12 protein-coding genes are annotated in these 14,516 nt (G+C 55.6%); 10 read left to right on the forward strand and 2 right to left on the reverse strand.

Annotated elements, in window-relative coordinates; all coding sequences use genetic code 11:
• The first annotated feature begins 1 nt into the window (after position 1).
• The 10 genes from GC165_20170 (at position 2) to GC165_20215 (ending at position 12,934) form a co-directional block, all read left to right on the forward strand.
• Positions 2-2,347, forward strand: coding sequence for a DUF1080 domain-containing protein (locus tag GC165_20170; protein ID MBI1335187.1), 2,346 nt, complete (start codon positions 2-4; stop codon positions 2,345-2,347).
• A 3-nt stretch (positions 2,348-2,350) separates the two neighbouring features.
• The gene (locus GC165_20175; GenBank protein MBI1335188.1) at positions 2,351-4,312 is read left to right on the forward strand and encodes a glycoside hydrolase family 127 protein; all 1,962 of its coding nucleotides are present in this window, start codon (positions 2,351-2,353) and stop codon (positions 4,310-4,312) included.
• 90 nt (positions 4,313-4,402) lie between these two features.
• Positions 4,403-5,347 (forward strand): diguanylate cyclase, encoded by a 945-nt coding sequence (locus tag GC165_20180; GenBank protein MBI1335189.1) that lies wholly within the window; start codon positions 4,403-4,405, stop codon positions 5,345-5,347.
• 191 nt (positions 5,348-5,538) lie between these two features.
• Positions 5,539-6,672, forward strand: a complete 1,134-nt coding sequence (locus GC165_20185; GenBank protein MBI1335190.1) for a PAS domain S-box protein — start codon at positions 5,539-5,541, stop codon at positions 6,670-6,672.
• A 27-nt stretch (positions 6,673-6,699) separates the two neighbouring features.
• On the forward strand, positions 6,700-7,932 hold the full coding sequence (locus tag GC165_20190) for a PAS domain S-box protein (GenBank protein ID MBI1335191.1): 1,233 nt from the start codon (positions 6,700-6,702) through the stop codon (positions 7,930-7,932).
• On the forward strand, positions 7,933-8,418 hold the full coding sequence (locus GC165_20195; protein MBI1335192.1) for a response regulator: 486 nt from the start codon (positions 7,933-7,935) through the stop codon (positions 8,416-8,418).
• Positions 8,288-9,241, forward strand: coding sequence for a response regulator (locus tag GC165_20200; protein ID MBI1335193.1), 954 nt, complete (start codon positions 8,288-8,290; stop codon positions 9,239-9,241). Before GC165_20195 ends, GC165_20200 begins: the two co-directional genes overlap by 131 nt.
• On the forward strand, positions 9,235-9,519 hold the full coding sequence (gene kaiB / locus GC165_20205) for a circadian clock protein KaiB (GenBank protein ID MBI1335194.1): 285 nt from the start codon (positions 9,235-9,237) through the stop codon (positions 9,517-9,519). The genes GC165_20200 and kaiB overlap by 7 nt, the downstream gene beginning before the upstream one ends.
• 14 nt (positions 9,520-9,533) lie before the next feature.
• The gene (gene kaiC, locus GC165_20210; protein ID MBI1335195.1) at positions 9,534-11,069 is read left to right on the forward strand and encodes a circadian clock protein KaiC; all 1,536 of its coding nucleotides are present in this window, start codon (positions 9,534-9,536) and stop codon (positions 11,067-11,069) included.
• On the forward strand, positions 11,066-12,934 hold the full coding sequence (locus tag GC165_20215; protein MBI1335196.1) for a response regulator: 1,869 nt from the start codon (positions 11,066-11,068) through the stop codon (positions 12,932-12,934). Before kaiC ends, GC165_20215 begins: the two co-directional genes overlap by 4 nt.
• On the opposite strand, the gene GC165_20220 is transcribed toward GC165_20215, so the two are convergent.
• Both GC165_20220 and GC165_20225 read right to left on the reverse strand, forming a co-directional pair.
• Entirely contained in the window at positions 12,931-13,311 is a 381-nt protein-coding gene (locus tag GC165_20220) for a glyoxalase (protein MBI1335197.1), read from the reverse strand. The two genes, GC165_20215 and GC165_20220, sit on opposite strands and share 4 nt — an antisense overlap.
• The gene (locus GC165_20225) at positions 13,308-14,498 is read right to left on the reverse strand and encodes a hypothetical protein (protein MBI1335198.1); all 1,191 of its coding nucleotides are present in this window, start codon (positions 14,496-14,498) and stop codon (positions 13,308-13,310) included. The genes GC165_20220 and GC165_20225 overlap by 4 nt, the downstream gene beginning before the upstream one ends.
• Positions 14,499-14,516: the final 18 nt, after the last annotated feature.

The following is a 14,516-nucleotide window of genomic DNA, read 5'->3' on the forward strand; positions in this document are numbered from 1 at the left end:
GATGCTCTGGGCGTCGTTGGTCCTGCTTCAGGCGAGTCGAACGGTTATCGATCCGTCGGTCGAACTAGGTTCGGTTTCTAGTTCGATGTATGGCTCGTGCATCGAGGACGTCAACCACGAAATCTACGGCGGGATTTATGCCCAGACGATCTTTGGCGAGAGCTTTGAGGAGCCTCCGGCAGGGTTGAGCCCGAAGGGTTGGAAGGTTTACGGCGGCAACTGGGTGCCGGACGGGAACGGAGTTCACGTTTCGTCGGGGCCGGGTTTTAAGCTGGTAGCTGATGGCAAGGGAGGGCAGGATCAGGAGATTGAGGCCGACGTCGCTATCGCGAACGATTTTGGGATAAATGCGGGTTTCCTGCTTAAGGTGAGCGGCGCGGGGGTCGGGGCCGACCAGTTCGACGGGTACGAGGTTTCCTTTTCGCCGCGTGAGCAGAGGGTCATTCTCGGCAAGCACGAGCACGACTTTCATCAGCTAGCGGAAGCGCCGGCCGTTTTGGCCAGCGGGCGTTGGCATCACCTTCGGGCGCAGGCGGACGGGGGACGTATACGGGTGTATATGGATTGGGAAGAGAAGCCTCGAATCGACTTTGTCGATCCTCATCCGTTGTCGGGCGCGGAGGTTGCGCTTCGGACGTGGCATTCGGATGCTTCGTTTCGCGATGTTCGGGTTGGCGGATTTTCGGCCGGGTTCAATTGGAGCGGCGCGGGGACCTCGCCCCGATGGGATGTGGTTCGTTCGCCGGGTGGGCGCGGGGCTTTGCGATTTGAGCGAGATGGCTACAACGGAACCTACGCTCAGCACCTGATTTGCCGGGTAGCCGGAGAACGGATTGGCGTTGCCAACCGGGGCCTCAATCGATGGGGGATTGCCTGCCGGAAGAGGCAAGTCATGGCAGGGGGAATCGCGCTGAAGGGAGATTCCATTCCGGTCACCATCGCCTTGCAGAGTGCAGATGGGTCGCGGACCTACGCGATGCAGAAACTGACGCCATCGACGGCTTGGAAGTACGCGCGATTTAGCTTGACGCCCAGCGAGACCGACGCGAACTGCCGATTGGCGATTTGGATCGATCAATATGGTGAGGTCGGGATTGATCAGGTCGAATTGATGCAACCGAAGTCGAATCTTTACCACGGGTTGCCGTTGCGGGCGGATATTGTGACCGAGTTGAAGCGGTCGGGAGTGACGTTCCTGCGGTACGGCGGGACGATGGTGAACACCCAAAACTACCGGTGGAAGAATATGATCGGGCCACGCAAACTCCGTCCGCCATACGTGGGGCATTGGAATTCGAGTTCCACGAATGGCTTTGGCATTTTCGACTTTCTGGACCTTTGCGAGGAGGCGGGATTCGGAAGCGCATTTGCGATCAATGCGGAGGAGTCTCCAGCAGATGTGTCTGACTTGGCCGACTACCTTTTCGGGCCTGCGACGTCAACTTGGGGGCGTCGGCGCGTGGCGAATGGGCACCCCAAACCGTACAAAGTCGACTATATCGAGATCGGCAATGAGGAATGCCTTGCGAGCCGGACGAAGGAGACTTATGGGCACTACGCCGAGCAGTTTGCTCGGGTGGCCGACGCGATCCACGCCCGGTACCCGGATGTGAAGCTGGTTAGTGCGGCTTGGTGGCTCAGCGATTCACCTTTGATGCAAGACGTGTTTCGTGCCATCGACGGCAAGGCGGCGGCGTGGGACATTCACGTCGGCGGCGACGATCCTGCTTCTGGCTTTCAGGTCGAGCGGGAGATTTCGGGCATCCGGGAGAAGTTTCGAAGCTGGAATCCGAACTCGACGATGAAGACGGTGATTTTTGAGGAGAACGGCGGGACACACTCGCTCCGGCGAGGATTGGGCCATGCGACGAACGTCAACGCGGCGCGCCGCCTTGGCGACTTCGTGCTCGTTGACTGCGCGGCGAACTGCCTTCAGCCGGTGCAACAAAACGACAATGGTTGGGATCAGGGGCAGGTCTTCTTTGACCCCTCGCGAGCCTGGCAAATGCCGCCTGCGGTGGTGAATCAGCTACTGCAGTCGGGGCATCAGCCGGTGCGAGTGGCCGCGACCACGGATAGCGGCTTAGATGTTTTTGCCGCCAAGAGTCGAGACGGCAAGACGGTATGCGTGACGTTGGTGAACATTAAGGGTGAGCCGGTGCGAACCAAGCTGTCCCTTCGCGAGGGTGCGTTCAAGTCGGCCGTAATGCGGTGTGTATCTGGCGATCTCGGGACCGTGAACTCGCCGGGAGTGAATCGAACTCCGATATTGACTCACAACCTACCCCTCGACGGCGCGGTGGAGATACCCGCCTACGCCGTCGCGACCATCGAAATGAAGCTTTAGACCATGACTCGCCGCACCCTGCTCCAAGCCCTCTCGGCCAGCGCCCTTCCCTCATTTGTGATGTCTTTTGTGCCCCGATCTGGTGATCTTCGGATCACTCCGGTTCCGATTGAAAAGGTAACCATCGACGATGCGTTTTGGGCGCCCAAGAGAAGGGTTTGGCGGGATGTGACCATCCATGATTGCCTATCGAAGTTTGAAGTGGCATTTGCTAATTTCGACCGAGTTCGCGACGGCAAGACCGGGGGGCACGTCGGCGCTCCGTGGTTCGACGGTTTGATCTACGAGATGATTCGCGGGATTGCCGACTTCCTTCGGAGCGAGCCAAGCGCAGAATTGGAGTCGGAAGTTGACTCGTTAATCGACCGAATTGTGGCGGCGGCAGACCGGCGACCGGATGGGTACGTCAACACCTACACGCAACTGCAGGAGCCTGGGCACGAATGGGGCCTGCACGGCGGACTGGAGGTTTGGCAACACGAGTTCTACAATGCGGGGGCTCTGGTCGATGCGGGAGTGCACTACTATCGAGCGACGAAGAAGACCAAACTGCTCGGTGCGGCGGTGCGGCTGGCGAATACGATTTGCGATTTGATTTCCGATGAGACGGGCCGGAACCTGGTTCCCAGCCACGAGCTTCCCGAAGAGGCCATGCTCGGTTTGTACGAACTTTTGATGGAGTATCCCGACTTGCAGTCGTCTGTCGCAGGAGCGTCGAATCCTCAACGGTATCTGGACCTCGCTGAGTTTTGGATCGAAAATCGGGGTCGGAACTGTTTGACGATCGACTGGTCGAATCGGGATCGGGCGGGCGACGAGGTTCGCGCGATGAAGGACTACGATCATGGCCGCCCTTCGTGGGGTGACTACGCCCAAGATCGCACGCCGATTTTGGAGCAAACCGAGGTGGTGGGCCACGCGGTGCGTTCGACCCTTTTGTGCTCAGCAGTGGCGGCGGTTGGGCGGGCCAATGGGAAGACTTCCTACAAAGCGGCGGCGACCCGGCTATGGGAAAACATGGTTTTCAAGCGGATGCACATTACCGGTGGGGTTGGCGCGTCGGCGAATGAAGAAGCGTTTGGCGCGGATTATCAACTGCCGAACGATGCCTACTTGGAGACGTGTGCGGCGGTCGGGGCTGGGTTTTTCCACGCCAACATGCACCAGCTAACAGGCCACGGTCGGTACGCCGACGAGCTTGAGCGAGTTCTATTCAATGGTGTTTTGTGTGGCGTCTCGGTGAGCGGGGACCGTTACACGTATCAAAATCCGCTGGTGCTCGACGAATCGCGCACCAGGTGGAGTTGGCACGAGTGTCCTTGTTGTCCGCCGATGTTCCTGAAGATCATGGGGGCGATGCCGAGCTACCTTTATTCGACGGATTCGGACTCGCTGTATGTGAATCAGTTCGTAGGGAGTCGGGCCGAGGTGGAGTTGGGCGGACGTTCTATCCAGGTTGTTCAGACGACGGAGTATCCGTGGAATGGGGCGGTACGATTGGCGATCGAGACGGATGGCCCAGCAAAGTTTTCCCTCAAGATTCGGGTGCCGGGTTGGGCCTCGAAGCCTCGGTTGAAGGTCAATGGATTGATGGTCGAAAAAGCATCGGTCGTGGATGGCTATGTGACGGTTTCCCAGGTTTGGAAGTCGGGCGACGTCGTCGAGTTTGAACTGGACATGCCCATTCGACGGGTGAAGGCGGACCCTCATGTGACCGAGAATCAGGGCAACGTGGCTGTCGTCCGAGGGCCCCTGGTTTATTGCTTTGAATCGTGCGATTGCCGTGAGCCGTCCGCGTCTCCACGACTTGCTGCCGGTGAGCCGGTGCTGGAGGCTTGGGAGGATCGCCTGGGCGGCATCGTGGCCATAAAGACTGGCCCGCACGATGCCTATGCGATTCCGTTTTTTGCGAACGGTAACCGTGGTCCAGTGAAGATGCAGGTTTGGCTGCCTGCGTCGATTTAGTCCGCGTCTTTGCGAGGAGGGTGGGACCTTAACTTGCCTTTTCGGTAAATCGTCGTATAATGGCGTTGATAGTATTGATAAAAGGATTTGATGAGAGCGGCGAATCTCTCGCTTTTCTTGTCTGACCAAGACATGGATATGTTGGGAATGAAGATTCTTCCCTATAGGATGCTGGACCGTCGGGGTTCAGTTCGAGACAAGGATGTTCGTTTTGTCGACCTGAGAGTTCGAAGGATGGCTCTTGTCGTAGGCTTTGTTTCTTTTATCATTGCGGCAAGTCTTCAGGTCGTGGCTCCTCCGTTTCTATCGGTTGGGTTCCTTTACATCGTGCCGGTAGGCGTTCTTTCGTATTGGATTGGTTGGGAAGCTGGTCTATCTTTGGTCGGCGCGGCTATGGCTGTTAGCCTCGTAGTGGACAAGTCGATGCTTGGTCTCCATCGGGATTGGCAGGTTGGTGCCTATCTGGCGACGATCTTGCTTCCACTAGCCGGGTTTTCGTTCTTTCTTGGGCGGCTAAGCGCGAAATTGCGAGAGTATCACTTCTCGTCGACGACGGACCGTTTGACGGGGCTTCCGAATAGGACTTATCTGGAGACATTCGGTTCAAGGATTTTCTCCGACCATAAGAAGACCCAAGCCGAGGTCGTCGGGGTGATGATTGACTGCGACCGATTCAAGGAGATTAACGATGCTTTTGGGCACGCGGCCGGAGATCAGGTTCTAAAGATTCTTGCCGACGTCCTTAATAGCGAAGTCAGGAAAACGGATTTGGTCTGTCGGCTAGGCGGCGATGAGTTCTTTCTCATGCTGTTCGATGTGCCGGAGAAGGTTGTGAAAGGGGTCATCGGCAGAATTGAAGATCGATTTCGGCGTGGCGTTCACGAGGTCGGGTACGAGTCTTCGCTGTCGGTTGGAGTCGCTCTGGGCGTGCAGGCTCTCGATTCCGTGACCGAGGTCCTAGCTTCAGCGGATTGCCAAATGTACGACCGCAAAGGCGAGAAGAAATCGAGTGTCGTGGCCCACTTTTGGCGGTGATCAAAAGCCAATCTAACCATAGAAATCTATAAAATGTTTTACTGAACGGCATCTCGTTGAGCCGATAAATGTTCTTTGTACCTATTGGCCGTTTTCTTTATCTTTATTTTTCGTAGAATGATTTGCGCAAATGCCTTGCCGCAAATCGCTGAGTTTCTAACAGGGTCGGCTTGAATTAAGCTCCCTGTTTAGTGTCTAATACGGGTAGGTGTTTTATCATCGTTTTTTTTCCGGAGCGTGCTGAGAATCGAACCCCTTACAGATCTACAGCAATCGCTTTGGGTGTTCTGACCGTCGTCGTTGCGTTGTTTGTATTGGCGGGCTGGACCTTCGGAATATCGAGCTTCACCAGTGTTTTGCCCGGAATGGCGACGATGAAAGCGAATACCGCGATCACCTTCGTTCTTCTCGGTTCTTGTCTCGTGGCGCGTGTCGTCAGTGTGTCCTCTCCAGCCATGCAGAAGGGTGGTCGTAATTTGTGCCTTGCATTGGGTGCGGGGGCCTTCTTTCTATCTTTGCTGACGCACTTCGAAGATCTTTTTGGATGGCAGTTAGGTATCGACCAACTGATCTTCGCGGATCGAAACTCTCCTCATGCCCTCTTTCCTGGTCGGATGTCCTCGGGAACTTCTTTATGTTTTGCCTTGGTAAGCGCCTCGCTTCTGATCGCGGAGATTTTTGGCGAACCACGACGCTGGATTGGGGACTTGTTAGCGGTTGTGGCGGCGTGCATCAGCTTGGTGGCATTAGTGGGCTACGCCTTCGACGTCATTGCGCTTTACCAAATGACGCTTTTCGGCTCGATGGCGCTCCACACAGCCGCCCTGCTGTTTGCCCTTTCAATTGGAGCCTTGATCACTTTGCCGCAAGAAGGGCTGATGAGGCACCTCACCAGTCCGCTCTTTGGCGGGAGGATGGCAAGACCGATCTTCCTCATCGGCATTATCTTTATGTTCCTCATCGGACTTCTGACGAGCCGATTTGGCCGTAATGGAACCGCCCCTGGCTCGGCCCTTGCCGTTGCGACGGTGGCAAACACCGCAGCGCTTGGAGTCGTGGTTTGGTTATCGGCGGCCTGGATGAACCAACTTGACGCCAACCGTCGGGCAACAGAAGTTGAGAATGCCAGGATTGCCGCCATGGTTAGGTCATCTGGGGCGGCGATTATCGGCAAGGACTTGGATGGCGTTATTACGAGTTGGAACGAATCGGCGGTAAAGCTCTACGGTTACACGGCACAAGAAGCTATCGGGCAGCCAATCACCCTCATCGTTCCACCGAAGATGATGGCGGAGGTTGCTCACATCATGAGCGAAATTCGGTAGGGCCGTCCGATCCTTCACCTCAACACGGTGAGACGACGGAAGGATGGAACGCTTGTGGAAGTTTCGCTTTCTACTTCGCCTACGAGAGATGCCGATGGGAATCTGGTGGGGGCGGCGGCGGTTGCGCGCGACATCACCGATTCAAAACGCATGGAGCGCCTTAATGAGATCATCGTCGAAGCTTCACCAGCTTCCATCGTCATGGTCAATGCCGATGGAGATATTGCCCTCGTCAACAGTTCGACGATCGAAACGTTTGGATACCAGGGCGACGAACTGATTGGTCAGAGTGTAGACGTTCTGCTTCCCGAACCATTAATGGCCGAGCATCAGGCTCTTCGTAGGGGGTTTATGCAGCGTCCAGTTGCCCGGCAAATGGGGGCTGGTCGCGACCTCAATGCACGGCGGAAGGATGGCTCCGAGTTTCCGGTCGAGGTCGGGTTGAGCCCGGTAGAGACAGTTCAAGGCACTTTTGTTCTTTGTACCGTTATTGACATCACGCAGCGAAAAGAGGATGAAGCCACGATCCAGCAGCATGTCGCAACACTAGAGCAGTTCAACGAGGAGCTGAAGCGTTCGAACGCCGAATTGGAGCAGTTCGCCTACATCGCCTCTCATGACCTGCAAGAGCCCTTGCGGATGGTGGTGAGCTACATGGGGTTGTTCGAGTCGAGATACAAGGGCAAGCTCGACGAGCGGGCGGATAAGTACATCAATTACGCCGTGGACGGAGCCTCACGCATGCAGCAGTTGGTCAACGACCTGCTCGCCTACTCCCGCGTGGGTTCGCAGGGGAGGCCGTTTGTCAATATTGGTGTCGATCGGGTTTTGGATCAGGTACTTCGCGGCTTGTCGGGAGCCGTTGCCGAGTCAGGGACCCAGATCAAGCGCGACCCCATGCCCGAGGTCATGGCCGACGAGTTGCAGTTGGGGCAGGTCTTTCAGAACCTGATCGGTAATTCGATCAAGTTTCGGGGAACCGAACCTCTGACCATTCATATCGGCGTGGAGGAAGACGATGCTTTTTGGACGTTTTCGGTTTCGGATAACGGCATTGGGGTCGAGCCGGCCTATGCGGAGCGAATCTTTCAAATGTTTCAGCGGCTTCACGAACGTGGCGTGTACGAAGGAAGCGGTATTGGGCTCGCGATTTCGAAGAAGATTATCGAGCGGCACGGGGGGAAGATTTGGCTGGACGCCGAGACAAAAGACGGCGCTCAATTTCGGTTCACGCTTCCAAAGAAAAGGATGGCAGCATAAATGACACATATAAAAACATTTGCCAACCGTACTGTAGAGATTTTGCTTGTCGAAGACAATCCTGGCGATGTCGACTTGGCGAGAGAGACGATGGAAGAAAGCATCATCCCTATCTCTTTAGTCGTCGCCAAAGATGGAGTTGAAGCCATGAACTACCTTAATAAAGTGGGGCTTGCCGGGGACCGAATGCCGGACCTGGTTTTGCTTGATCTAAATCTGCCAAAAATGGATGGGCGAGCTGTGCTAGAAGCAATGCGAGCTAACGAACTGCTCTTGCTCTTGCCTGTCATCGTTCTCACCTCGTCTGATGCCGAGCAGGACATCGCTGAAAGCTACAAGAAAGGAGCGAATTGCTATGTCAAGAAGCCAGGCGACATCAATCACTTCCGGAATGTCATTCGTCAAATCGAAGAGTTCTGGTTCACGATCGTCAAACTTCCGCCGGAAAATTATCCCCCTTTTGAGTTGGGAGGCACCGTTGGCTGATTTCCTCGATACGCGGGTGCTTCTCCTGGTTGAAGACAATCCGGGCGACGCCGACCTCGTGGTCGAGCTCCTCGAAGAATCGGGCAGTCATTACAAAGTTGTGCGAGCCACGCGGATGTCAGAGGCGGTGGACAAACTGAAGAATTCCGAGGTTGACGTTGTCCTGCTTGACCTACGTCTTCCCGATTCAAGCGGGCTGGACTCTTTGCGTGAGATCAAGAGCGTTGCCGAGCAGATTCCAATCGTGATTCTGACCGGATTGGAGGATGAAGCACTGGCAATGGAGTGCATCAACGCCGGAGCGCAGGACTACTTGGCCAAGTCCGAATTGAAGCCGATTTCGCTCAAACGCACGATCGGTTACGCGATCACTCGACTTCGCGAGGCCCAATTGCGCGAGTTGCAGAGTCTCCTCGACCGGTACCGAACCATGTCGACTCATGGCTCAACGACGACGGTCACTTCTGGGTTGCTGGGATCGGCTCCGGTCAAGGAGCGGCTGTCGGGAGAGTACGACGAGTTCGTCGCTCAGTACGAGCAGCTCATGAAGGAGTACCTCGACCTTTTGATCCTGAAAAGGGAGAAGCCGCGCGAGCAAATGGAGTACATGGTGACCCGTCTCGGCGACGCTGGATCCGGTCCAAGGGACCTTATTGACGTTCACCTGGAAGCTCTTGATCGAGCTTCGCACGGTCACACCCATGAGCGCACAAGATTTCTTATCGTTGAAGGACGGCTTCTTGCATTAGAGATGATGGGATTACTCGTGGACTACTACCGAACTGGAAGCCGAAGGCAGAGAACCTGGCAGGGACAATTATGAAATACAGACTAAGACTCTATATCACTGGGCGTACGATTAACTCGCAGACGGCTATCGATAATTTGAGGCAAATTTGCGAGACGGACCTCAAGGGTAACTATAGAATTGAGGTCATCGACGTATTGGAACATCCGCTACTGGCGGAAGACGAGAAGATTCTTGCAACACCTACTCTGGTTAAACAATTGCCGGAGCCGGTGCGCAAAATCATTGGCGATCTCAGCGACAGGGAAAAGGTTTTGTTGGGTTTAGATTTAATTAGCTCGACGATCAATTAAGAAAGGCTCAAAACATGAATAGTGCATCAACAAGATATGACTTGCCAAGGCTCATAACGGGCATTCCTGGTTTCGACCAAATAACGAATGGTGGACTGCCAGAAGGACGATCAACACTTATCGCTGGAACGGCGGGAAGCGGAAAGACCGTCTTTGCAATTCAGTTCCTCCTGATTGGAATTCGCGACTTTGACCAACCTGGCGTCTTCGTCACCTTTGAAGAAGCCCCAGTCGACCTGGTTCAGAATGTTCGGTCGTTCGGGTGGAATCTGGATGAACTCATCAAGCAGAAGAAGTTCGCGATCGTCGACGCGACCCCGGAGCCAGGTGAGGAAACGCTTCAGACGGGCAACTTTGATCTAGCTGCTCTGATGGCTCGAATCGAGCATGCGATCCGCGAAGTTGGAGCAAAGAGAGTGGTGCTTGACGCGGTCGGTGCGTTGTTCCCCCAATTCAGCGATTCGAACCTGATTCGTCGTGAACTTCATCGAATCGCCGGTGGACTCCGCAAGCTAAAGATGACCACGATGATTACCATGGAGCGAACGGAGGAAGATGGCCCTGTCGGCCGGTTCGGTGTCGAGGAGTTTGTAGCCGATAACGTCATCCTTTCTCGCAACCGTCTTGAGCATGAAAAGCGCCGTCGAACGCTGGAGGTTCTGAAGTTCCGCGGCGCGATCCACCAAAAAGGCGAATATCCGTTCACGATCGATCAAAAGGATGGCGTCACCATCATTCCGCTTTCGGCCACCGAGCTTAAGCAAAAGTCTTCGGACATTCGAGTGTCTTCGGGTGTGCCGGAACTAGACCGGATGTGCGGAGGCGGCATGTACCGCGACTCCATCATTCTAGTCAGCGGCGCGACCGGTACAGGCAAGACTCTGACCGTGACCCAGTATGTGAAGGCGGCCATCGAGGCCAACGAACGAGCCTTGCTTTTCGCGGCAGAAGAGAGCCGCGAGCAGTTGACGCGAAACGCCACTTCGTGGGGCGTGGATTTTGAAAAGGCCCAGCAGGATGGGCTCCTGCGCATCGTGGCTCGATATCCGGAAGTCATGGGCCTGGAAGATCACCTTCTGCAGATTCGACGGGATATCGAAGAGTTCAAGCCTCACCGGGTTGCGGTTGACAGTATGTCGGCTTTCGAGCGAGTCTCGTCCATGAAGTCGTTCCGTGAGTTCGTCATCGGTCTGACGGGGCACATCAAACAGTTGGAGATTACGGGGCTTTTCACCAATACGACCTCGATGTTGATCGGCGGCGAATCGATTACGGAGACCCACATCTCGACAATTACCGACACGATCATCCTCCTGCGATACGTGGAACTCCAAGGTGAGATGCGTCGAGGTCTGACGGTCCTCAAGATGCGGGGAACCTGGCACGAAAAGAACATTCGAGAATACGTGATCGATGGCGACGGAATGCACATCAAAGACGCCTTCCAGGGTGTCAACGGCATCATCAGCGGGACGCCGACTTACAGCTATCGCGACGAGCGTCAGCACTTGGCGACTATGTTCCCGCCGGAAGGAAGCGATGTGCCGTGATCTCGTCTTCCGTTTATCGAGTGCTCCTGGTCGAGGATAATCCAGGAGATGCGGACCTCGCTCGCGAGGGGCTGGCCGACATCACAAGTTGCTCGTTTGAGACTCGCCATGTCGTCAGCCTTCGTGATGCGCTTCAGGCCCTGAGTAAGGAGAAGGTCGATGCCGTCGTGCTCGATCTGAACCTTCCCGATTCTCAGGGTTTGGAAACTTTGCGCGCCATTCAGCGTCATGGTGAGGACTCGGCGATCGTCGTTCTTTCCGGTGCTGCCACCCACGACATGGTGATCGAAACCTTGCGGACGGGAGCCATGGACTTTGTCGATAAGAATGCGGCACCCGCCCAACTGATCGGGCGTGCTGTGGTTAGTGCGCTCCGGCGAAATGAGGCGTTTGAGCTGCATCGACAAACAGAACGACTGGTCTCGGTCAACCCAGACGCAATGCTGGTTGTCGACTCCAAGAATGTTGTTCAATTTGTCAACGAAGCCGCCTTGACGCTCTTCGGAAAAGAACGGCATGAACTTGTGGGGCAAACACTGTTCTTCTCGGTGCGGGAAGGGCGGACAACGGAGATCGAGGTTATTTCGAAGCGGGAGACACGGTTCGGAGAAATGAACGTGGTCGATATTTCCTGGAACGGTGCTCCGGCGATTTTGGCGAGTGTTCGCGATGTGACCCGACAAAGAATTCTCACCTCTCAGCTCCAGCAGTCGCAAAAGCTTCAGGCGCTCGGCACGCTTGCTGCCGGCATTGCCCACGATCTCAACAATATTCTGAACGTCGTGGTTGGCAACGCCCAACTAGCCAAGATGCAATCCGATATGGGGCAGAGCACGGAAGACACGATCGCCAGCGTCGTCGACGCGGGCAACAAAGGGCGGGAATTTGTAAGCCGAATTCTGGACTTTACGCGAAAGCGGCAATCCAGCCTTGGAGCGGTCGATCTTGAAGCGACAGTGAACGAAGTGGCCAATCTCGTTCGCACGGGTGTGCCGTTGGCGGTCAAGCTGAATGTGCGGTGTGAAGAGAAGTTGCCCAAGATTTACGCTGATCCAGTGCAGATTAATCAGGTTATTTTGAATTTGTGTTCGAATGCGGTTCAAGCGATTGGGGATGCTCCGGGGCAGGTCGATTTGGTTTGTGAATTGGTTTCGATGGGGGCCGAAGAGCGTTCTGAGCTTTTTGGCGTCTCCGAGGGTCCGTTGGTGCGGCTGACGGTCAAGGATACGGGCGCCGGAATGAGCAAGGAAGTTCAGGAGCAGATTTTTAATCCATTCTTTACGACCAAGGTGCAGGGGCGCGGGACTGGACTTGGGTTGGCGATCGTTCACAACATCATGGAAAATCATGGTGGGGCGATTACGGTGCAGAGCGAGCTTGGTAAAGGCACCGCCTTCAAGCTGTATTTCCGGCTGGTGACCGACCTGGCCGATCTCGATACAATCGAGGGCCGGTCGATGCCGATGGGCACGGCACAGAGAGTCGTTTATGTGGACGATGATGAAGCCCTTGCCCGAATCGTGCGGAATCAACTGCGGTTGCTCGGATACGAAATCATGGCGTTTACCAACTCTCAAGACTGCCTGGACTATGTTCGAGTCAAGAACGACGAGGTGGACCTTCTGATTGCAGACTATTCAATGCCGTATCTCGACGGTATTTCGTTGATTCGCGAGGTGCTGTTGGTTCGACCGGACCTTCCGGCCGTTTTGGCGTCTAGCGTGGTTCGACCCGAGGATATTGAAGCTGCCAAGGAAGTCGGCGCCATTGATTGCGTGTGTAAGCCATTCACGATTGAAGAAATGGCGGATAGCATGGCAAAAATATTTGAATTGGTTGAAGCTAGAAATGCCGTTCGGGGCTAAATTGGAAGTCGAGTCGGCTCGGTGAATTCGAGCCGATTTCCCCATGGGTCGTGACAGTAGAAGCGGCGGATGTCAGGCCGAGTCGTGTCCCATTCACAGTCGATTCCCGCTCGTAATAGACGGTCGTGCAAGGCATCGATGTTTTGGCAACAGAAGGCGGGATGGGCTTTGGGGGCTGGACGGAAGTCTTTTTGGACGCCAATATGGATTTGGGTCGGGCCGAGTTGGAACCAGCATCCGCCACGTGCCCTAAGTTCCTCTGGCTTTTCGATTTCTGGGAGGCCGAGGAGGTGACCGAAGAACTTTCTAGCCGCGTCTTCACAACCCTCGGGGGCAGCGAGTTGGACATGGTCTATGTCGTCGATGAAAGGCGTCATTTCTTGCGGCCAAAGACGTCCTTGATCGCGTCGAGGTAGGCCATTTTGTGTTCGGTGTCGGGTTCGAGGTAGCTGCCTTCGGTCCACTCGTTCCAGCAATTGATGTTGAGGATCGGCAGGCTCTTCGGGTTGGCGAGAAGGCGCTTCTTGGTCATTTCGAGGGCGGTTTTGAAGTTCTCCGGCGTGTTGTTGGCGATGGTGTTGGTGAATGGGTAGCCGTAGTTGCCAAAGTCTTGCGACTGGTCGGCGCGCGGGCTGGGGTCCCAGCCGACGGTGACGTTCGGAATGTACGGCACGTCGAAGGTCTTTTCGGCGTTGGTCCAGTAATCCATGTACCGGTCGCGGACGTAGTTGTAGTCGGTTTTTTGTTCGGGCAGGCCAGAATGGTGGACCCACACGTAGGAGGTCACCGAGTCGAAACCGAGTTCGCGGACGAGCTGACCAGAGTTCATCGTGGTCTTCTCGCCGGGCAAGATGACATGCTCCCAGACGACGGCGTTAAGATGGAGGCCAGGTAGACCAGCGGCGCGAGCTCGGGCGCGGAAATCGTCCAGAGCGGATCGGGTGGCGGCGAGGCTTCCAAAGCTCTTGATCAGGTTATTGAGGTCGTAAAACGACAGGTACGGCTTGCCGTCGATGCGCCAATAGTTCTTCTTCGAGAAGTACTTTTTGATGAGCATGTCGGTGATCTCGTGGAACTTCTCGGGGGTCACCTGGCCGGGGTAAAGCAGGGGTGGCGGCGCTCCGCGGTGGTACGGGTGAATGTCGTACCAATCGTGGTTGGCCCACATGAAGGCGAACTTGAGGCGGCCATTGTTTTTGGCCTTGAGGAAACCCTTGTCGATGGTGTCTTCGAGGAACGGACCGTCGTTGTAGTAGTACCAATCGAAGATGAAGGCGTCGACGCCGTGGTCCGATGCGGCGGCGATTTTCTGGGCCATCGCTTTGGGGTCGGACTCGTCGGTGTAGCCCCAGAGCGGAACTTTCGGCTGGTCGTGGCCCGGAAATCTTGGCTTGGCGTTCTTGATCAACTCCCACTCGGACCAAGTGGGGCCTTTGGTTTTGGCGTTGCGAGAGTCGCCCGGGTGGTAGTTGCCAAAGTAGTAGGCGGCGACGGTGATGGGAGGAACTTTGGGCGCGGCCGCGAGCGAGGCGTTCATGAGGCATCCGAGAAGCAGACCGAGCATGGGGAGATTTTACTTTCA

The organism is Armatimonadota bacterium (genome assembly GCA_016125185.1).
Classification (GTDB): domain Bacteria; phylum Armatimonadota; class Fimbriimonadia; order Fimbriimonadales; family Fimbriimonadaceae; genus Fimbriimonas.

Bases quoted from the DNA above. Each gene is read 5' to 3' on its own strand.
- GC165_20170 (MBI1335187.1), top strand. From the start codon at position 2: ATGCTCTGGGCGTCGTTGGTCCTGCTTCAGGCGAGTCGAACGGTTATC.
- GC165_20175 (MBI1335188.1), top strand. From the start codon at position 2,351: ATGACTCGCCGCACCCTGCTCCAAGCCCTCTCGGCCAGCGCCCTTCCC.
- GC165_20180 (MBI1335189.1), top strand. From the start codon at position 4,403: ATGAGAGCGGCGAATCTCTCGCTTTTCTTGTCTGACCAAGACATGGAT.
- GC165_20195 (MBI1335192.1), top strand. From the start codon at position 7,933: ATGACACATATAAAAACATTTGCCAACCGTACTGTAGAGATTTTGCTT.
- GC165_20200 (MBI1335193.1), top strand. From the start codon at position 8,288: ATGTCAAGAAGCCAGGCGACATCAATCACTTCCGGAATGTCATTCGTC.
- kaiC (MBI1335195.1), top strand. From the start codon at position 9,534: ATGAATAGTGCATCAACAAGATATGACTTGCCAAGGCTCATAACGGGC.
- GC165_20220 (MBI1335197.1), bottom strand. From the start codon at position 13,311: ATGACGCCTTTCATCGACGACATAGACCATGTCCAACTCGCTGCCCCC.
- GC165_20225 (MBI1335198.1), bottom strand. From the start codon at position 14,498: ATGCTCGGTCTGCTTCTCGGATGCCTCATGAACGCCTCGCTCGCGGCC.